Annotated in this window: 14 protein-coding genes and 2 pseudogenes; 10 read left to right on the top strand and 6 right to left on the bottom strand. The window is 39.3% G+C overall.

Annotated elements, in window-relative coordinates; all coding sequences use genetic code 11:
- Nucleotides 1–25: 25 nt before the first annotated feature.
- The 5 genes from infA to trxB form a co-directional block, all read right to left on the bottom strand.
- A complete protein-coding gene (gene infA, locus INT39_RS04255; protein ID WP_004244560.1) occupies nucleotides 26–244 on the bottom strand; it encodes a translation initiation factor IF-1 in 219 nt (72 codons plus the stop codon).
- A 337-nt stretch (nucleotides 245–581) separates the two neighbouring features.
- On the bottom strand, nucleotides 582–1274 hold the full coding sequence (aat, locus tag INT39_RS04250; protein WP_193014177.1) for a leucyl/phenylalanyl-tRNA--protein transferase: 693 nt from the start codon (nucleotides 1272–1274) through the stop codon (nucleotides 582–584).
- Between the two features lies 1 nt (nucleotide 1275).
- Nucleotides 1276–3027, bottom strand: coding sequence for a heme ABC transporter ATP-binding protein/permease CydC (cydC, locus tag INT39_RS04245; RefSeq protein ID WP_193014178.1), 1752 nt, complete (start codon nucleotides 3025–3027; stop codon nucleotides 1276–1278).
- A gap of 2 nt (nucleotides 3028–3029) precedes the next feature.
- Nucleotides 3030–4799 carry a heme ABC transporter permease/ATP-binding protein CydD gene (gene cydD, locus INT39_RS04240; RefSeq protein ID WP_193014179.1) on the bottom strand — a complete coding sequence of 590 codons (1770 nt, stop codon included), beginning with the start codon at nucleotides 4797–4799 and terminating at the stop codon, nucleotides 3030–3032.
- Between the two features lie 140 nt (nucleotides 4800–4939).
- Nucleotides 4940–5899 carry a thioredoxin-disulfide reductase gene (gene trxB, locus INT39_RS04235; RefSeq protein ID WP_193014180.1) on the bottom strand — a complete coding sequence of 320 codons (960 nt, stop codon included), beginning with the start codon at nucleotides 5897–5899 and terminating at the stop codon, nucleotides 4940–4942.
- 544 nt (nucleotides 5900–6443) lie between these two features.
- Here trxB and lrp point away from each other — a divergent pair.
- The 10 genes and pseudogenes from lrp (at nucleotide 6444) to allD (ending at nucleotide 18443) form a co-directional block, all read left to right on the top strand.
- Nucleotides 6444–6938, top strand: a complete 495-nt coding sequence (gene lrp / locus INT39_RS04230) for a leucine-responsive transcriptional regulator Lrp (protein ID WP_004244566.1) — start codon at nucleotides 6444–6446, stop codon at nucleotides 6936–6938.
- A 133-nt stretch (nucleotides 6939–7071) separates the two neighbouring features.
- A pseudogene (locus INT39_RS22450) lies at nucleotides 7072–7632 on the top strand (DNA translocase FtsK 4TM domain-containing protein); the annotation flags it as partial.
- A gap of 1473 nt (nucleotides 7633–9105) precedes the next feature.
- A pseudogene (locus tag INT39_RS22780) lies at nucleotides 9106–10794 on the top strand (DNA translocase FtsK); the annotation flags it as partial.
- Between the two features lie 113 nt (nucleotides 10795–10907).
- Entirely contained in the window at nucleotides 10908–11516 is a 609-nt protein-coding gene (gene lolA / locus INT39_RS04220; protein WP_193014182.1) for an outer membrane lipoprotein chaperone LolA, read from the top strand.
- Nucleotides 11500–12873: a replication-associated recombination protein A gene (locus tag INT39_RS04215; protein ID WP_319021312.1), complete on the top strand. Its 1374-nt coding sequence runs from the start codon at nucleotides 11500–11502 to the stop codon at nucleotides 12871–12873. Before lolA ends, INT39_RS04215 begins: the two co-directional genes overlap by 17 nt.
- A 119-nt stretch (nucleotides 12874–12992) precedes the next feature.
- Entirely contained in the window at nucleotides 12993–14282 is a 1290-nt protein-coding gene (gene serS, locus INT39_RS04210) for a serine--tRNA ligase (RefSeq protein ID WP_193014183.1), read from the top strand.
- A 260-nt stretch (nucleotides 14283–14542) separates the two neighbouring features.
- On the top strand, nucleotides 14543–15574 hold the full coding sequence (locus INT39_RS04205) for a methionine ABC transporter ATP-binding protein (RefSeq protein WP_226944495.1): 1032 nt from the start codon (nucleotides 14543–14545) through the stop codon (nucleotides 15572–15574).
- 1 nt (nucleotide 15575) lies between these two features.
- Complete coding sequence (locus tag INT39_RS04200; protein ID WP_193014185.1) at nucleotides 15576–16262, top strand: methionine ABC transporter permease; 687 nt, start codon at nucleotides 15576–15578, stop codon at nucleotides 16260–16262.
- 49 nt (nucleotides 16263–16311) lie between these two features.
- Nucleotides 16312–17136, top strand: a complete 825-nt coding sequence (locus INT39_RS04195) for a MetQ/NlpA family ABC transporter substrate-binding protein (protein ID WP_088493302.1) — start codon at nucleotides 16312–16314, stop codon at nucleotides 17134–17136.
- A gap of 257 nt (nucleotides 17137–17393) precedes the next feature.
- Nucleotides 17394–18443, top strand: coding sequence for an ureidoglycolate dehydrogenase (allD, locus tag INT39_RS04190; RefSeq protein WP_193014186.1), 1050 nt, complete (start codon nucleotides 17394–17396; stop codon nucleotides 18441–18443).
- An 87-nt stretch (nucleotides 18444–18530) separates the two neighbouring features.
- Here allD and INT39_RS04185 read toward each other — a convergent pair whose 3' ends face one another.
- Complete coding sequence (locus INT39_RS04185; RefSeq protein ID WP_193014187.1) at nucleotides 18531–19400, bottom strand: BPSS1780 family membrane protein; 870 nt, start codon at nucleotides 19398–19400, stop codon at nucleotides 18531–18533.
- Nucleotides 19401–19587 lie beyond the last annotated feature (187 nt).

The raw sequence follows: 19587 nt of genomic DNA, 5'->3' as shown, positions 1-19587 counted from the left end.
AATAGCGGGAGAGAACAGATTGGGATCAACGGCTACGGAAGATGATACGGCCTTTGCTCAGGTCATATGGGGTCAGCTCAACGGTAACCTTGTCGCCTGTCAGGATACGAATATAGTTTTTACGCATTTTTCCTGAAATATGAGCGGTAACGACGTGTCCGTTTTCTAATTCTACGCGGAACATCGTGTTTGGCAGAGTATCCAGTACAGTGCCTTGCATTTCAATGTTGTCTTCTTTGGCCATCTAATCCTCTAAGTTTTAATAACCATATTTTTTAAACGGCAAGATAATGCCGAAAATATTGTCCTATGTAAAGGAATGTTATTGGATAGCAAAGGTATCTACCTTGCTATTGTACTTAACATCCTTACCGTGACTCACGTTTTACTCAGCTAAAGCAACAGTAATAACAGAAGTCGTAATTCTTTAATTTGTGGTGTTTGTAACAATAAAGTAACAACACCCCCACCACATCATGGGTGTGCAGATAAATTTTTTGTATAAACCTTTTGTCCAAATGACAGAATGATATTCTTGATTCTGTCGTCAATAAGAAGGGCTTTACAAAAATAAGCTGTGATTATAATTCCAACGATTGCTGATACCAACACTTTTTATCAATAATCACTTTTTTCCAACGAGATAATGCAACTAAATATTGTTCACGCGAAATCTCTGTGGCGCCTAACGAGGCAGTATGAGAGTTTAGCACCTGACAATCAAATAGTTGACCCCCATAACGAAGAAAATGGTTATAAAAGGCAATAAAGGCACATTTAGAAGCGTTATCACGACGACTAAACATCGATTCACCACAGAAAACAGCACCGATATTAACGCCGTATAACCCACCGACTAATTCGTTACCTTCCCACACCTCAACAGAGTGTGCTTCACCTTGTTGATAAAGCGCCTCATAACCTGCTTTGATATCAGGGCCTATCCATGTTCCTTCATCACGAATAGAACAGGACTCTATAACAGAGCTAAAGGCATGGTTTAACGTTATCTTATAGGGCTGTTTACGTAAAAATTTATGCAAACTACGGCCTATATGCAACGACCCTATAGGTAATACAGCCCTAGGATCTGGAGACCACCATAACGGTTCTTCATTAGGAAAGTACCAAGGGAAAATACCCGATTGGTACGCAACACGCAATCGGGAAAGGGAGATTTCTCCCCCTATCGCTAATAACCCATTAGGCTCTTTTAGTGCTAAATGAGGTTCTGGAAAATCTAACTCATTGTTATCTAATTGAAATAAAGGCATGTTATGCCTCGTGAGACGGTGTTAATAGAGCCTGCCTTTGGTGAAATTTAGCATAATGCCCTTGTTGTTGTAATAACGAAGCATGTGTACCCGTTTCAACAATTTTTCCGTTATCCATAACGCAAATTTTATCCATTTTATCTAAACCGTGAAGTCGGTGAGTGATCATTAATACGGTTTTGTTCTGACAATGCTGATGTAAGAGTGCAAGGATCTGTTGCTCAGTATCGGCATCAAGGCCTTCTGTCGGCTCATCAAGCAATACAAGTGGCGCATTATGGAGTAGAGCTCTTGCTAGTCCTAAACGTCGCTGTTCGCCACCTGAGAGCTGTCTGCCACCATCGCCCATCCATGCATTTAAGCCTTCCTCATTCTCCAGTAATTGTTCAAGCCCAACTCGCTGAAGAACGTGGTTTAGTTCGTCATCCGTTGCATCTTCTTTTGCCATAATTAAATTTTCTCTTAATGTATGGCTAAAAACGTGAACACGTTGAGGAACCACAGACATCATTGAACGCAATGTGGCTTCATCATAATCAGCAAGTGGTGAATTATTTAAGGTGATAGTACCGAGAGTCGGGTTAAAAGCACGGTTTACCAACTGTAATAATGTTGATTTACCGCAACCCGTTTTACCTAATAATGCAATGTGTTGTCCAGACTCGATGCTTAAGTTGACATGATTAATAACTTGCATAGGTTGGGAAGGGTAAGTAAAGCAAATATTATGCAGGGTAAGCGAAGCACTATTTTTCACTTCTCCCCCTTTTTCAGGGAATGTAACATCTGGCTTTTGCTCAATTAAATGAGAAATACGCGTCGCTGATGTCATCACTTGGCCTAAATGTTGGAAAGCAACAGTGACAGGAGCTAAAGACTCAAAAGCGGCTAATGCACAGAAAGTAAATAATGCAATTAAGGCTTCAGGCATAAAACTATGCTCAATTCCTCCAGCGGCTAGCCATAAAATTAATGTCGCGGTTAATCCTGACGCAAGGATCATCAATGATTGCGATAAGCCAGTTAAGTTTGCTTGTTGTGCTTGTCTGCGTAACCATTTAGCTTCAACTTGCGCTAAGGTTTGTCTAAAGCGGGGTAACGCACCAAAAACAGTCAGTTCTGCTTGTCCTTGCAACATGCTGGTTAATACTGTGCGATATTGACCGCGTAAATTAGTTAGATCACGACCAATAGGTTTACCTGCATAATAGAATACAAAAGGTAAAACAATCAGTAAGGTGAGCATAATGCCACCCAACGTATTGGCTAAACGTGCATCAATTAATCCAAGCCCAAACATAATCATCATAATGACGACAAAGGCGGAAATAATAGGTGAAATAACACGAATATAGAGGTGATCGAGGGTTTCAACATCAGCCACTAAACGGTTAAGTAACTCCCCTTGACGAAAGCGAGCAATGCCCCCAGGGGATAGTGGTAAGATCTTTTTAAAGGTAAATACACGTAAGTGTGATAAGACGCGAAATGTTGCATCATGACTGACCAGTCTTTCAAAATAACGACCCGCAGTACGAAATATTGCCGCACCACGAACACCTGCAGCAGGAAGCATATAGTTAAAACTATAAATGCCGGCAAAACCGGCGAGAGATGTGCCTGCTAAAAACCAACCTGATAATGTTAAAAGACCAATGCTGGCAAGCAACGTGAGAATAGCCAGAATAATACCCAGCAAGAGCATAAACCAGTGGCGGCGATAGAGCGCAAGAAAAGGAAGCAATACTCTCATGATTAAAGTTCCTCTTTACGATGAGCAAGAAGACGAGCAAAAGCACCTTGCTGTTGGCTTAATGATGCATAAGTGCCTGTTTCAATAATTTGACCTTTTTCCATCACCCAAATCTGATCATAATCCAGTGTTTCTTCCAATAAATGGGTTATAAGCAAGGTTGTTTGATGCAATGATGCATTATTAAGTGCATGCATAACACGTTGTTCACTGTGAGAATCAAGGCTTGCTGCGGGTTCATCTAATAACAAAAACTGGCAAGGTGATAATAAAGCACGCGCAACAGCAATGCGCTGAGCTTGACCAACCGAAAGACGTGCAGCACTGTCGCCAATCACAGTATTTAAACCCTCAGGGAGATCGTTAATAAAATCGCTGACGTAGGCTTTTTCGATGGCAAGATTGATTTGCTCTGTAGTGGCATTTGGGGCACTTAAACGCACATTATCAAGTAAGGTTTGCTCCGGTAAATTCGGGTTTTGACCCACCCAACTTAAACATTGTCGCCATGACTCAGGAGAAAGCTGTGTTAATTCAATACCGTTAATTTTTAGCGAACCACGGTAAGGTAAAAAGCCTAAAAGTGCATTTAATAACGAGCTTTTACCTGCACCACTTTGACCCACAATCGCAATGCGTTGATTAGGGTTAATGGTGAAATTTAATGGGCCTGCAAGTTTGATACCTTGATGAGATAAAATTTCTAGCTCTGTGGCCGTTATCTCAATGCTTTCGTTTGACTGGATACGCTCATTGCCGGCTAATTGTGGCTTTTCACCTTCAGCATCTAAAAACTCAACCAGAGATTCAGCCGCACCAACTGCTTGCGCTTTTGCGTGATAATAAGTCCCTAAATCACGTAAAGGTTGGAAAAACTCAGGCGCTAAAATAAGGGCTAAAAAGCCTGAAAAGAGTGTCACACCTAAGCCATAACTACCAAAGTTAAGTTCACCTAAATAAGAAAAACCGAAGTAAACGGCAACAACAGCAATAGAAACAGCGGTAAAGAATTCCAATACACCCGATGAAAGGAATGCCATTCTTAGCACTTCCATTGTACGTTTACGGAAATCTTCTGTTGCTTCTGTAATTTGTTTGACTTCAGCATGACCGCGGTTGAATAACCGTAAAGTTTCTAACCCTCTTAATCTATCGAGGAAGTTACCACTTAAACGGCCTAATGCGAGAAAGTTTCTGCGGTTTGCATCGGCTGCGCCTAATCCCACTAACGCCATAAACAGTGGAATAAGTGGGGCGGTAAAGAATAAAATTAAGCCTGCGACCCAGTTAACAGGAAATATTGTAATAAGAATAAGAATAGGAACAATAGCAGAAAGGTACATTTGAGGAAGATAACGAGCATAATAATCTTGCATATCTTCGATTTGCTCAAGAATAATGGTTGCCCAACTTCCCGCGGGTTTTCCTTTAACCCAAACAGGGCCTAATTCTTCAAGTCTATCAAGAACCATTTTACGGATTTGTTGCCTGACAGCCATGCCACAGCGATAGCCAACACGTTCTCGAATTGCTATGACTACAGCGCGTAAGATAAAAATACCAATAAGAGTGAGAAAGGTAGGTATATGCGTATCACGGTTAAGACTGTCCATGATAAATGCTTGAAGTAAAACAGCTAATAACCATGCTTGAGCAATGATTAATAAACCGCTTACAACACCTAGAATCATTGATAGCCGTAGCCATCGACGGGCTGGAGCACTTTGCTGTTTCAGCCATCGAACCAATTCATTTTGTTTAGTTTTATCCATAAGAAAAGATTCAAATCTGCAGGTGGGATACAAAGTATCAGAAAGGCCAAGGTAAGTAGTTATACGCTTTGGCAACCAGTCTTGTATGTTACATGGTAAAAGGCGCTACTGAAATAGCGCCTTGAAAGGAAGTGATGATTTTAATTGGATTTTTGTGCGTCTAAGTAACGTTCTGCATCTAAAGCTGCCATACAACCAGTACCTGCAGAGGTAATTGCTTGACGATAAATGTGATCCATTACGTCACCAGCAGCAAAAACACCTTCAATAGAGGTTTGAGTCGCGTTACCTTGTGTACCAGATTGAACTTTGATGTAACCGTTGTCTAATTCTAATTGTCCGTCAAAAATAGCGGTATTTGGGCTATGACCAATCGCAATAAAAACACCCATGACATCTAATTCTTCAGTTTTATCGCTTTTAGTCTCTTTTAAGCGAACTTTAGTCACACCCATATCGTCGCCGATAACTTCATCTAAGGTACGATCAGTATGCAAAATAATATTGCCACTGTTCACTTTGTCCATTAAGCGATTAATTAAGATTTTTTCAGAACGGAAAGAATCACGGCGGTGGATTAGGTGAACTTCTGATGCAATGTTTGCTAAATACAGCGCTTCTTCTACGGCAGTATTACCACCACCGACAACAGCGACTTTTTGGTTACGATAGAAAAAACCGTCACAAGTAGCACAAGCAGAGACACCACGACCTTTAAAGGATTCTTCTGAAGGCAAACCGATATAACGTGCAGACGCGCCTGTTGCGATGATTAATGCATCACACGTGTATTCTTGTTCATCACCAAATAGGCGAAAAGGGCGGTTTTTCAGATCGACTTTATTAATATGGTCAGAGATAATCTCTGTATTAAATTTTTCTGCGTGCTGAAACATACGATCCATTAAGTTTGGGCCTGTTAACCCTTCTGGGTCGCCGGGCCAGTTTTCGACTTCTGTTGTTGTTGTGAGCTGACCGCCTTTTTCAACACCGGTAATCAGTACAGGCTCTAAGTTGGCTCTTGCCGCATAAACGGCGGCAGTATAACCCGCAGGGCCTGAACCTAAAATAATAAGTTTGCTATGTTTGATGGTGCTCATGTGTACCTCATCTCTGATTAGGCGTGATGCGAATTGAGGGATTGTAGGAGAAATAAGACGTTAAAAAAAGCTAATGACGAGAAATAGACATAATATTTTAGCTATTTTAGCAATAGTTGATACCAATATAGTTTAATAATTATAGAGTTATATTGGGCTAACATCATCGAATTAACCTGAAACATTTTGCTTTACAATTGATGACTATCTTGCGTATATAGATAATAACATAGCGCCTTGTTCTGATTTTTACTCATTTGCTTTGACAATCCGCTGTACATTTGCGAAAACATGATTGTTAAAGATAATTATCCTCGGATGTTACACGCACTATTTTTTAGACAGACAGGGTATGGGATAGTTACTTTGCGATATTTGCTAATGAGTATTTAGATAAAATAGATGTTTTATCTGGCATTAAAAGAAAATAGATTGGTAGTTTGCTCTGACCGTTTGATACCGAAGTTTCGACGTTGATGCTGAAGGTGTACAGGTATGGGTATAGGAAAATAAAGTAAGAGAAAAAGAGAAAGAGAGTATAGAGATGATTGATAATAAAAAACGTCCGGGTAAAGATCTTGATAGAATAGACCGGAATATTCTAAATGAGCTTCAAAAAGATGGTCGTATTTCAAACGTTGAGCTATCTAAACGTGTCGGTTTATCACCAACACCGTGTTTAGAGCGTGTACGTCGTTTAGAGCGCCAAGGATTTATTTCCGGTTATACCGCGCTATTAAACCCACATTACTTAGATGCATCATTACTGGTATTTGTGGAAATCACACTAAACCGTGGCGCACCAGATGTTTTTGAACAATTTAATATGGCTGTTCAAAAATTAGAAGAAATCCAAGAATGTCATTTAGTTTCTGGTGATTTTGACTATCTGTTGAAAACTCGTGTACCTGATATGTCCGCTTACCGTAAATTGTTAGGTGAAACCTTGTTACGTCTTCCTGGTGTTAACGACACACGTACTTACGTGGTTATGGAAGAAGTTAAGCAAAGCAACCGCCTTGTAATCAAAACTCGCTAAGCCAACTTAATAGGTTGGTGCAAAACAGGAAAAAATTAGGTACACTCCTGTTTATGCATACAGTTTCAACGCTGAGATATCTCAGCGTTGTTCCGTTTTAATTTAACCCTAAGTTAAACCTGGAGAGCCCTCTTTGAGCCAGGAATATACAGAAGATAAAAATATTCGTTTAACAAAGATAAGTAACCGTCGCCGTATTTGGGAAGCTATTCTCATATTGATCGGGATTGGCGCTGTCTTTTTGATGGTTTCTTTACTTAGCTTTCATCCCTCTGATCCTAGCTGGTCACAAACCACATGGAATGAACCTATTCAAAATTTAGGTGGCAGCATCGGAGCATGGCTAGCTGATATTCTATTTTCTGCATTTGGCTTACTTGCCTATGCCATTCCTGTTGTCGTGGTTTTTGGCTGCTGGAATTCTCTACGCTACCAACAAAACCGTGAATACACCGACTTCTTTTCCCTTGCACTTCGCACGATTGGTGCCTTGGCTCTGATCTTTACCTCTTGTGCATTAGCTGATCTTAATTTTGATGATATCTATAATTTCAGCTCAGGAGGGGTGATTGGTAGCTTATTTAGTAAAGCCTTATTACCGTGGTTTAATATATTGGGTGCAACGCTTGCTCTGTTGTCTGTTTGGGCGGTTGGCTTTACATTATTTACAGGCTGGTCGTGGTTAACTATCACAGAAAAAATTGGTGCAGTTATCCTTGGTTCCGTGGGTTTTATAACTAATCGAGGCCAACACGATACTGAATACGAAGACGATGATAGCACTCAAGATTTAGCCGATGATATTACTGAACATTCAAATCAAACAGAAAATCAATCATTAGAACTGACAACCGAAGAGAGTGATGACATCTTATTTTCTGCGCCTTCAGCGCTTGAACTTGCTCGTCAGCAAGATATCGATTCATCACAACCAAAAACGGAACAAGAAGATGATTTACCTTCTTTCAGTGCAACAAATGATACAGACGAGCATACTCAATCATTAACGCAAGTTGCACCTGTTATAGCTGAACCTGTTGTAGAACAAACGTCTGAGATAACAGAAGAAGCACCTGAACATTATCGTTTTGATATTCCGGAAGCCTTCCTAAAAAAAGACATTCAACCAGAAATCAGTACTCCTCAACATTCTGTTTATTCAATACCAGAAGAGAACACATCTTCTGTAATGCCGTTAGTTGAAAATAATCCTATCGCGCAATCTGTGGATAGTTTTATGCCCGTTGGGCAAGCTGAACCTACATTTTCATTAGCACCAGAGAGTGATGATACCTTAACACAAGCGGCTGTGGTGTCTGCGGGAGTAGCAACAAGTCCCCTAGTGAATCACGCTGCACAAGTTAAACAAGGTTTAGGGCCTGAACTGCCGCGACCAAATCCAGTACGGTTACCTACTCGTCGTGAGCTCTATGGCATTCATATTCCTTCACAACGTGAAGCAGAACTGCGTCGTCGCGAAGGTGCTGTTCACTTTGAACCTGAAGACGAGTTAGCGGATATTCAAGATCAGGCTAATTTTGAACAAGAATTACGTCAGCAATTTATTGAGCAACAGCGTGAACGTTACGGTGCTGAAGGAGATGACGCTGATACACACTATCCTCCTGCTCATGAGCAGAATATTCAATCACCCGTTTCTGCATTTGACTATCAACAAGATGATTATCGTGGTGAACCCACGGTGACAACAAATACATTCTCTTCAGTAGAAGATAGTAATGCTGAGGTTGATGAAGATGAGCAATATGACCAACTATTGGCTGCACAATTTAAACAACAATTGCAGGATCGTTACGGTGATGATGTTGCGTTAGATGATGACGAAGATGAAGTATTGCCTCAACTATCCACACAGACATCTTCACTACAAGCAACAACAGGGTATCAACCCCACATTCAACACTCATTTGCGCCACAATCAGCACAACCGACACAAACTCTTGAGAAGAAAGTTGAGTACCCAACCAGTAATGCATTTTTACAAATTTCGCCTCGTGATGAAGAAGAGGAAGAGTACCGCCCGAAAATTGAGTTAGAAAGAGAACTCACTGCATTAGAAGCGTTCTCACCTATTGATGATTTATTGGATGAAGATCCGATAGAGCCAGTGTTTACACCGATTGTTTCAGAACCTGTTACACCACATGCTGCTCCTCAATCTGCGTCGCAATCACGTATTGAACCACAGACTAATATGGTTCAGCATTTTGCACAGCAACAGCAACAGCAACAGCAACAGCAACAGCAACAGCAACAGCAACAGCAACAGCAACAGCAACAGCAACAGCAACAAGAATCATTAATTCACCCATTCTTGATGCGTAATGATAGGCCGTTGCAAAAACCAACAACGCCAATGCCGTCTCTGGATTTGCTAACCACGCCGCCAGTAGAAGATGAACCTGTTGATATGTTTGAGCTTGAGCGTATTGGTAAATTAATCGAAGCGCGTCTTAATGATTATCGTGTTAAAGCTACGGTGGTGGGTATTTCACCGGGGCCGGTTATCACACGTTTTGAGCTTGAACTTGCACCGGGTGTAAAAGCGGCTCGAATTTCAAATTTATCTCGTGACTTAGCACGTTCATTGTCAGCTATAGCCGTACGTATTGTCGAAGTGATCCCAGGAAAACCGTATGTAGGGCTGGAATTACCTAATAAAAAACGTCAAACCGTATATATGCGTGAATTGCTAGACAGTGATGTATTCCGTGAGAGTCGTTCCCCTCTTACTGTTGTTTTAGGTAAAGATATTGGCGGTCAGCCTGTTGTGGCAAATTTGGCTAAAATGCCTCACTTATTGGTGGCAGGGACAACTGGCTCAGGTAAATCAGTCGGTGTGAATGCGATGATCATTAGCATTCTCTATAAGGCGAAACCTGAAGATGTCCGCTTTATTATGATTGACCCCAAAATGCTTGAACTTTCTGTTTATGAAGGTATTCCACATCTTCTGACCGAAGTTGTTACGGATATGAAAGATGCGGCAAGTGCGTTGCGGTGGAGTGTGGCAGAAATGGAGCGTCGTTATAAATTAATGTCAGCTCTAGGTGTACGTAATCTAGCGGGTTATAACGAAAAAATTAAAGAAGCAGAAGCAATGGGACGGCCAATTCCTGATCCATCCTGGAAACCAACCGACAGCATGGCAACTGAAATGCCAACCCTAGGGAAAGAGCCTTACATTGTGGTTGTTGTCGATGAATTTGCTGATTTAATGATGACAGCAGGTAAAAAAGTTGAAGAATTAATTGCACGTTTAGCACAAAAAGCACGTGCTGCGGGTATTCATCTTGTGCTTGCAACCCAACGGCCATCTGTTGATATTATTACGGGGTTAATTAAAGCCAATATTCCTAGTCGTATTGCCTTTACGGTATCCAGTAAAATTGACTCTCGAACTATTTTAGACCAAGCCGGTGCAGAGTCTTTATTAGGCATGGGAGATATGCTTTATGCACCAAACGGCTTTGTACCTGAACGTGTCCATGGTGCGTTTGTGAGTGATGATGAAGTGCATGCTGTCGCAACAGATTGGAAAGCACGGGGTCGTCCTCAATATATTGAGGCTATTACTAAATGTGGTGAAGAAGGCGAAGCTGGCAATGGTGGTGGTTACGATGACGGTGAAGAGCTAGACCCATTATTTGACCAAGCTGTTGAATTTGTAGTTGAAAAACAGCGTGTTTCCATTTCAGGTGTACAACGCCAATTTAGAATTGGTTATAACCGCGCGGCGAGAATTGTAGAGCAAATGGAAATGCAAGGTATTGTCAGCACGCCAAACCACAACAATACGCGTGATGTACTTTCGCCACCGCCTTCTGATATGTAATATCTTGAAAACACAGTTATCAGCTAATCAGATAGCGTGGTAACCTGCACAACATCATTAATAAATTATACGCCGACATTATGTCGGCGTTATCTCATGCCGAGGCTTGTAGAATGAAAAAAGTATTATTTGCAGTGTGTGTGATGACATTAATAAGTAGCCAAGCCGCTTGGGCTGATGCACGTCAAGATTTACAACAACGATTAAATAAAGTGAATAGCTTTCAAGCTAATTTTAGCCAAACAGTCACAAGCAATGAAGGCTCGCTTATCCAAAAAGGGGAAGGGAATTTAAAAGTACAGCGTCCTGATTTGTTTAATTGGCAAATGACTGCACCTGACGAGAGTACTCTGATTTCTGATGGTAAAACATTGTGGTTTTACAATCCCTTTGTAGAGCAAGTGACAGCAACTTGGCTTGAAAGTGCCACAAGCAATACCCCTTTTATGTTGATCGCGCGTAATGACAGTAAAGAGTGGCAAAACTATGAAGTAAAACAAGCGGGTGATCGTTTTGAGTTAACACCAAAAGTAGAAAATAACTTAAAGCACTTTACAATTACGGTATTACCTAATGGGCAAATTCAACAATTTGCAGCCACAGAACAAGATGGTCAAATAAGTAATTATCAACTGACTGCTCAAACTGTTGCACCTATTGATGCCTCTGCTTTTCGCTTTACGCCACCTGCGGGTGTGACTATGGATGACCAACGTCAGTGAGGATATTTTGAGTAATTTTTCACTCGATTTTTCACGCAATGAGTTCCAGCCTTTAGCCGCAAGAATGCGCCCTGAAACGTTGGAACACTATATCGGACAAACGCATTTACTTGCCGAAGGTAAACCACTGCCTCGTGCGATTAAGGTGGGTCAATTGCATTCCATGATTTTATGGGGACCTCCTGGTACAGGCAAAACAACGCTTGCTGAGATTATTGGTCGTTATGCACAAGCCGATATAGAACGATTATCTGCGGTAACCTCGGGTATTAAAGAAATCAGAGAATCTATTGAAATTGCGCGTCAAAACCGCAATGCAGGGCGTAGAACAATTCTGTTTGTTGATGAAGTGCATCGTTTTAATAAGAGCCAGCAAGATGCTTTCTTGCCTCATATCGAAGATGGCACTATTACTTTTATTGGCGCAACAACAGAAAACCCTTCTTTTGAGTTAAATTCTGCATTGCTCTCTAGGGCCAGAGTTTATCTATTACGTTCATTAACTGAAACGGACATTGAGCACGTTCTACAACAAGCCTTAGATGATAAAGAACGAGGATTAGGCGGACGCAATATCGTTTTACCTAATGATACACGTAAAATGATTGCACAACTTGTAAATGGTGACGCGCGTCGCTCGCTAAATTTGCTTGAAATGATGGCAGATATTGCCGAAGTGGATAGCCAAGGAAACCGCACATTAACACCAGCATTACTGACAGAAATCAGTGGTGAACGTAGCGCGCGTTTCGATAATAAAGGTGACCGCTTTTATGATCTTATCTCTGCACTACACAAATCAGTAAGAGGATCAGCGCCTGATGCGGCCCTTTATTGGTATGCAAGGATCATTACAGCAGGAGGCGATCCGCTTTATGTCGCTCGTCGTTTATTGGCTATTGCGTCAGAAGATGTGGGCAATGCTGATCCTCGCGCAATGCAAGTTGCCATTGCTGCATGGGATTGCTTTACACGCGTTGGTCCTGCTGAAGGCGAACGTGCGATTGCACAAGCGATAGTGTATTTAGCGTGTGCACCAAAAAGTAATGCCGTTTACACCGCTTTTAAAGCGGCAATTGCAGATGCTAAAAATAAACCTGATTACGATGTACCTGAGCATTTGCGTAATGCGCCTACAAAATTAATGAAAGAAATGGGGCTTGGTGCTGAATATCGTTATGCCCATGATGAACCTAATGCTTATGCTGCTGGAGAGGTCTATTTTCCTAAAGAAATGGCCAATACACAGTACTATTACCCAGTAAAAAGAGGGTTAGAGATCAAGGTTGGAGAGAAATTAGACTGGCTTTCTCAACAAGATCAAAATAGTGTTACAAAACGCTATCGCAAAATGTAAAGATGCGGTAAGGTTATTAAATTATCATTAATTTCTTAACTATGCCTTGTCTCAGATATCTTTTTGATAAAGATAGGAGAAAAGGTTTTTATTAATCTATCAATAAGCACAGGATAAGCATGCTCGATCCAAATCTACTGCGTAATGAGCTAGACGCGGTCGCCGAAAAACTGGCTCGCAGGGGGTTCACCCTCGATGTGGAAAAAATTCGTCAACAAGAAGAACGCCGTAAGGTGTTACAGGTTGAAACTGAATCCCTGCAAGCAGAACGTAATTCTCGATCGAAGTCCATCGGTGCGGCAAAAGCGCGTGGTGAAGATATTGAGCCACTTCGTCAGGAAGTTAACCTGTTAGGTGAAAAACTTGAAGCTGCGAAAGCAGAACTTGAAGTGCTTCAAGCGGAAATTCGTGATTACGTTTTAACTATCCCGAATATGCCAGATGATGCTGTTCCAAATGGCAAAGACGATAGCGAAAACGTAGAAGTTTCTCGTTGGGGCACACCAAAGACTTATGATTTTGAATTAAAAGATCATGTGACTTTAGGCGAATTGACTGATGGCTTAGACTTCGCTTCTGCGGTAAAAATTACCGGTTCACGCTTTGTCGTAATGAAAGGTCAAATTGCACGTTTACATCGTGCTATTACACAATTTATGCTGAATCTGCACACAGAAGAGCATGGCTACCAAGAAATGTATGTTCCTTATTTGGTTAACCATGCAACACTGTACGGTACAGGTCAGTTACCTAAATTTAGTGAAGATTTATTCCACACTAAACCGTTAGAAGAAGAAGCAGAAAGCCAATACGCACTTATTCCAACAGCAGAAGTGCCTGTGACCAATATGGTCAGAGACGAAATTCTTGAAGAAGATGACCTGCCACTAAAAATGACGGCTCATACACCTTGCTTCCGTTCAGAAGCAGGTTCTTATGGTCGTGATACCCGTGGTCTTATCCGTATGCACCAATTTGATAAAGTTGAGCTAGTTCAAATCGCTCATCCAGAAAAATCAATGGAAGCATTAGAAGAACTAACAGGTCATGCTGAAAAAGTACTGCAATTGTTGAACTTGCCTTACCGTAAAGTCATTCTTTGTACGGGTGATATCGGTTTTGGTTCACGTAAAACTTACGACTTAGAAGTTTGGGTTCCAGCTCAAAATACTTACCGTGAAATCTCTTCATGCTCAAATATGTGGGATTTCCAAGCACGTCGTATGCAAGCACGTTTCCGCTCTAAAGGCGATAAGAAAACTCAACTGGTTCATACATTAAACGGTTCTGGCTTAGCGGTCGGTCGTACCTTAGTAGCAATTATGGAAAACTATCAAATGGCTGATGGCCGTATTGAAATTCCAGAAGTGTTACGTCCTTACATGAACGGCTTAGAATATATCGGTTAATTATTCTTTAATTAATTGAATATTAGCCATAAAACCCTCAGCCTAGACTGAGGGTTTTTTATTGCCTCAATAAAATATTTATCACTGACAATTACTATTTTTATAGTAATGAATAGTATTTTTTAGCGTTATTACCGTACAAAAATAAAATAAAAAAGCGATTGGAAATAATTTAATTCTAAGGTATGCATTTTTTGTTTTATCCCTTTCTTATTCCCTGCTTGACAATACTGCTCATTAACACTACTTTGGAAATCTAGATGTTTAGACGTCTATGTATCCATTTAATAAGTGAGTTGATTAAAATGATAACACTAAAAAATGTCAGCAAAATTTACCAGCGAGGGAAAAAACAAACTGTTGCTGTTGATGATATTAATCTCAATATTGAACAAGGGGATATCTTTGGCATTATTGGGTATAGCGGTGCAGGTAAAAGTAGTTTGATCCGACTATTAAATCGCTTAGAGCCAGTTACAAAAGGGGAAGTGATTGTAGGAAAATACAATATCACTGCTAGCAGTGAACGTGAGATCCGTAAAATTCGTCATTCTATTGGCATGATTTTTCAGCACTTTAATTTATTGTGGTCACGTACAGTGAGAGAGAATATTGAATTTCCACTCGAAATTTCGGGTGTAGATAAAAAACAACGCTTTCAGAGAGCGAGTGAACTAATGGCCTTGGTTGGGCTTGCTGATAAAGCCGATGAATATCCATCAACATTAAGTGGTGGACAAAAACAACGTGTGGGTATTGCTAGAGCACTGGCAAACAACCCTGATGTTTTATTATGTGATGAAGCAACATCTGCATTAGATCCAAAAACAACACAAACAATTTTAGCATTGTTGGCTGACATTAATAAAAAAATGAATATTACGATTGTGTTGATCACACATGAAATGCAAGTTGTAAAAGCAATATGTAATAAAGTAGCGGTTATCGAGCAAGGAAAAATAATTGAACAAGGTGAAGTAGTAAAAATCTTTAACCAGCCAAAACATAAAGTGACACAACAGTTTTTATCACAATCAATACATGTAACAGATAACAGTGATGATATTGATAATATAAAACAGCAAAGCACAGTAATAAAACTGTTACTGCAAGAGGGTAAAAAATATGACTGTTTACTTTATGATTTAATTTCTAATTTTAATGAACCTATTAATTTAATAAAAGGTAGTTTTTCGCAAGAGAGTGGGTTTATTTATTTACAGTTAAATAATAAATCGGATGAAATTATCCAATATCTTGAGAATAATAAATTTGATATAGCGGTCGTGTGATATGGATGAAATACAAAGTTGGATTAATAGTTATTTACCTCATTTAAAACTCAATGTATTAGGTGAAGAAACATTAAATACATTATATATGACACTTGTTTCTGGTTTATTATCTTGCTTATTAGGGATCTTAATTGGTGTCGCATTATTTCTAACGGCAAAAGAGGGATATAAAGAGCAGGTTTCTATATATAGAACACTTTCATTTATTGTAAATATTTTTAGAGCGGTGCCTTTTATTATTTTAATTATCTTATTGTTTCCTTTTACTAAATTAATTGTGGGAACCATATTAGGTGTTAATGCAGCACTACCTGCATTAGTGATTTCCGCTGCTGCTTTTTATGCTAGGTTGGTTGAATTAGCATTACGTGAAGTTGATAAAGGTGTAATAGAAGCAAGTCTCTCAATGGGCGCTAATTTACCAACACTAATATTTAAGGTGTTATTACCTGAATCTTCGCCAGCTCTTGTTTCTGGTTTAACGGTAACATTGATTTCATTAGTGGGTGGAACAGCTGTTGCTGGCGCAATAGGTGCGGGTGGATTAGGTAATTTGGCTTATTTAGAAGGGTTTCAGCGCAGCCATCTTGATGTAGTTTGGATTGCAACATTAGTGATTTTATTTATTGTGTTATGTATTCAGTTATTGGGAGATAGTGTTGTAAGAAATATAGATAAACGCTAATTAAAAAATATTTCAATTAAAAATCAAATTTAAAAATAAGGTTATAACAATGAAATTAACAGTATTTAAAAAGCTGGGATCACTGCTACTTATTAGCCTCGCACTCTCTGCTTGTAAACCATCAGATGAAAAATCAGAAAATAAATTAATTATCGGTGCATCAAGTACACCTCACGCGGAAATTCTGGAATTTATTAAACCCCAATTAGCAAAAGAAGGATTAGAGTTAGATATTCGAATTTTTAATGATTATATTATTCCTAATCAGGCATTAGCAGAAAAAGAATTAGATGCCAACTTCTTTCAACATGTCCCTTATTTAAATAAAACACTTGCTGATCACCCTGATTGGAAATTAGTATCAGCAGGCGCAGTACATATGCACCCATATCGTTTTTTTTCACAGAAATATAAAAGCTTACAAGATTTGCCTAATGGTGCGAAAATGATAAGCAGTAATAATCTGGCACAACATGGGCATATATTAAAACTATTTCAAGATGAGGGAATAATTAAGTTACGTGATGGAATCGATCCTGATGATTCTACGATAGATGATATTGTAGAAAATCCACGTAATATTAAATTTCTATTTACTTATGATGGGCCATTGTTACCCCAAATTTATAAAAATGGTGAAGCGGATGTTGCTTCTATAGATGGACACTTTGCCATTAATGCAGGGCTCGATTTAACCAAAGAAGTGATTTATACAGAGCCTGCTGCTAACAGTAAGTTTGCCAATGTGATTGTCATAAGAGAGGAAGATAAAAATGATCCACGCATTGCTAAATTAATGGCACAGTTAAAAGCACCTGAAACCAAAAAGTTTATTTTGGATAACTTTAAAGGTGAAGCTGTTCCTGTTCCATAATCGATCTATTTTAAAAATAATGTATAAAAAAGTGGTGTAAGAAATTATGCCGCTTTTTTGCTTATTCTTAAGAAGATTATCAAAAGGTTTTTAATAAAGAAATGACTATTTAACAAAAATATAACGCAATCTGTCATTGGTTAAACCGATCACGGCAGATCCTATTTATACTGTTAAATTAGAGCTATCACTCGAATTTATCTCAATTATTTTATGACGTTTCTATTAAATTAGAACCCTACAAAAGAGCATATTCTATGATAGTTTCTAAACAACAGTTACATCAATTAATAAAAAATAAATTACATCATGCAGGGCTAAATGAAGCGCATGCAGATACGGTGGCTGATGTCTTAGCCCATGCTGATGCTAAAGGTATTCACTCTCATGGCGCTGTGCGAGTTGAGTATTATGCTGAGCGTATAAGTAAAGGTGGTACTAATACGGCACCTAACTTTACTTATACTGAAACTGGGCCCTGTAGCGCCGTATTTGATGGTGATAATGGTGCTGGGCATGTTGCTGCGAAAGATGCAATGAAACGTGCTATCAACATGGCACAAGAGAAAGGTGTTGCCGTTGTTGGTGTAAGACGAATAGGCCACAGTGGTGCACTCTCTTATTTTGTTGAACAAGCATCACAAGCAGGCATGATAGGTATTTCACTGTGCCAATCAGATCCTATGGTTGTGCCTTTTGGTGGCTCAGAAGTCTATTATGGTACTAATCCTATCGCATTTTCAGCACCGGGTATCGGTGATAAACATATTACATTTGATATGGCGACAACAGTACAAGCGTGGGGAAAAGTCCTAGATGCACGCTCTCGTCATGCAGAAATTCCTGATACTTGGGCGGTAGATGAAAGTGGTAAGCCTACGACGGATCCCTTTGCGGTAAAAGGCTTATTACCTATTGCTGGCCCTAAAGGTTATGGCTTGATGATGATGGTTGATGTGTTGTCAGGTATTTTGCTTGGGCTTCCTTTTGGCAAACATGTTAGCTCGATGTACCACGATTTAACGCAAGGGCGAGAATTAGGTCAATTACATATTGTCATTAATCCTGCATTTTTTACTGATGCAACATTATTTAGAGAACATATCTCACAGGTTATGGGGGAGTTAAATGCCATTAAGCCAGCTCCTCATGTAAAGAACGTTCTTTATCCTGGTGAGAATAGCCAAATAGAAGAGCAAAGAAGTGAAAAAGAAGGTATTGAAATTGTTGATGAAATTTATAACTATTTGATGTCTGATGCACTTTATAATAAATCGTATGATAATAAAAATCCATTTGCAGGTTAATTACATTAATAAGATTTATTTTGGATAATAAAAAACAGTAGGCTGTGAGGTCTACTGTTTTTTTATTTAAGCGAGATAACTTTTCTATTAGCTGACTAATTTACCAATATTGGATTCAGCCGTTTTATTGAGAGAAATTGTACCATTTCCACCATTATTTCCTGCATTATGGTGATAAAAAATATCACGATAAGAAGCATACATTGCAGTGTAAGAAAGTGGAATAGTAATTAATAGGCCCAAACCAAATGGAATAATACTAATTGCCATAATAAAGAACAGTAAAATAAAGAAGAAAAAACCACCTACTAAGTTTATTTTTACTGCGGCAAGGCTCGCTTTAACCGCCGAGAAAGCAGTATAGCCATTAACTAATACAAGTGCAGGAACAAACCAATAGGCTGCGGTACTCAATGCACCAAAAATAGCGATAATAACAAAAAATAATGTAAACCCAGATGAGTTATCCACCATCATTTCAGCAATGATCTCTTCGGGATAATCGCTATTGATAGCATAAAAAATATCCATCATGGCAGCACTACTGACGATAAATGCGAGAATAATGCCCACAAGTAAAATTAGAAAACTGATACCATATGCACCCATCAAGCTAAGGTAACGTTTGTTATAAAAACCAGTGAACAGGTTATCAACATCCATTCGTTGAGTTTCATACTGCTGATGAGCAATCGCCACGACACCTGCGGCTAATACCGTCGTAATAAAAGGTGAGATGATTGGACCAATAAGTGGAATAAATCCAGCAATGGTTGATATTATAAGGCTCACAATAAAGTAGATAATAATAACACCTATCCACATCCAAAAACGTTCTTTTATTAAATCCCATCCCAGCCCTAACCAGCGTACTCCGCCGGAGGCACCTCGAGCCTGAGGGAGTGGCGTAAAGACCTCTTGTGGCTCTGTTTGCGATGAATTATTGTCTTGTTCCATTTCCTGTACCTTAATCCCAATAATTTTGTTTATAAATATAAGTCTTCTATAGTATCTTTTTGTTTTGTTATTGATCAACAATATTAAACTTAATATAGGTTAAGGAAATTCTTATAAAGTTATTTTTACCAGTTAGGTGTCATTTGGTTTATTTTGATAATAAATAAAATAAGTAGGATGACTACAA

It is taken from the genome of Pseudomonas sp. FME51, from assembly GCF_014897305.1.
Note: the sequence above shows the minus strand (reverse complement) of the source record. Positions and strands in the feature narration are given on the sequence as shown.

Coding starts and splice junctions, on each gene's coding strand:
- infA (WP_004244560.1), bottom strand. CDS start 244: ATGGCCAAAGAAGACAACATTGAAATGCAAGGCACTGTACTGGATACT.
- aat (WP_193014177.1), bottom strand. CDS start 1,274: ATGCCTTTATTTCAATTAGATAACAATGAGTTAGATTTTCCAGAACCT.
- cydC (WP_193014178.1), bottom strand. CDS start 3,027: ATGAGAGTATTGCTTCCTTTTCTTGCGCTCTATCGCCGCCACTGGTTT.
- cydD (WP_193014179.1), bottom strand. CDS start 4,799: ATGGATAAAACTAAACAAAATGAATTGGTTCGATGGCTGAAACAGCAA.
- trxB (WP_193014180.1), bottom strand. CDS start 5,899: ATGAGCACCATCAAACATAGCAAACTTATTATTTTAGGTTCAGGCCCT.
- lrp (WP_004244566.1), top strand. CDS start 6,444: ATGATTGATAATAAAAAACGTCCGGGTAAAGATCTTGATAGAATAGAC.
- lolA (WP_193014182.1), top strand. CDS start 10,908: ATGAAAAAAGTATTATTTGCAGTGTGTGTGATGACATTAATAAGTAGC.
- INT39_RS04215 (WP_319021312.1), top strand. CDS start 11,500: ATGACCAACGTCAGTGAGGATATTTTGAGTAATTTTTCACTCGATTTT.
- serS (WP_193014183.1), top strand. CDS start 12,993: ATGCTCGATCCAAATCTACTGCGTAATGAGCTAGACGCGGTCGCCGAA.
- INT39_RS04205 (WP_226944495.1), top strand. CDS start 14,543: ATGTTTAGACGTCTATGTATCCATTTAATAAGTGAGTTGATTAAAATG.
- INT39_RS04200 (WP_193014185.1), top strand. CDS start 15,576: ATGGATGAAATACAAAGTTGGATTAATAGTTATTTACCTCATTTAAAA.
- INT39_RS04195 (WP_088493302.1), top strand. CDS start 16,312: ATGAAATTAACAGTATTTAAAAAGCTGGGATCACTGCTACTTATTAGC.
- allD (WP_193014186.1), top strand. CDS start 17,394: ATGATAGTTTCTAAACAACAGTTACATCAATTAATAAAAAATAAATTA.
- INT39_RS04185 (WP_193014187.1), bottom strand. CDS start 19,400: ATGGAACAAGACAATAATTCATCGCAAACAGAGCCACAAGAGGTCTTT.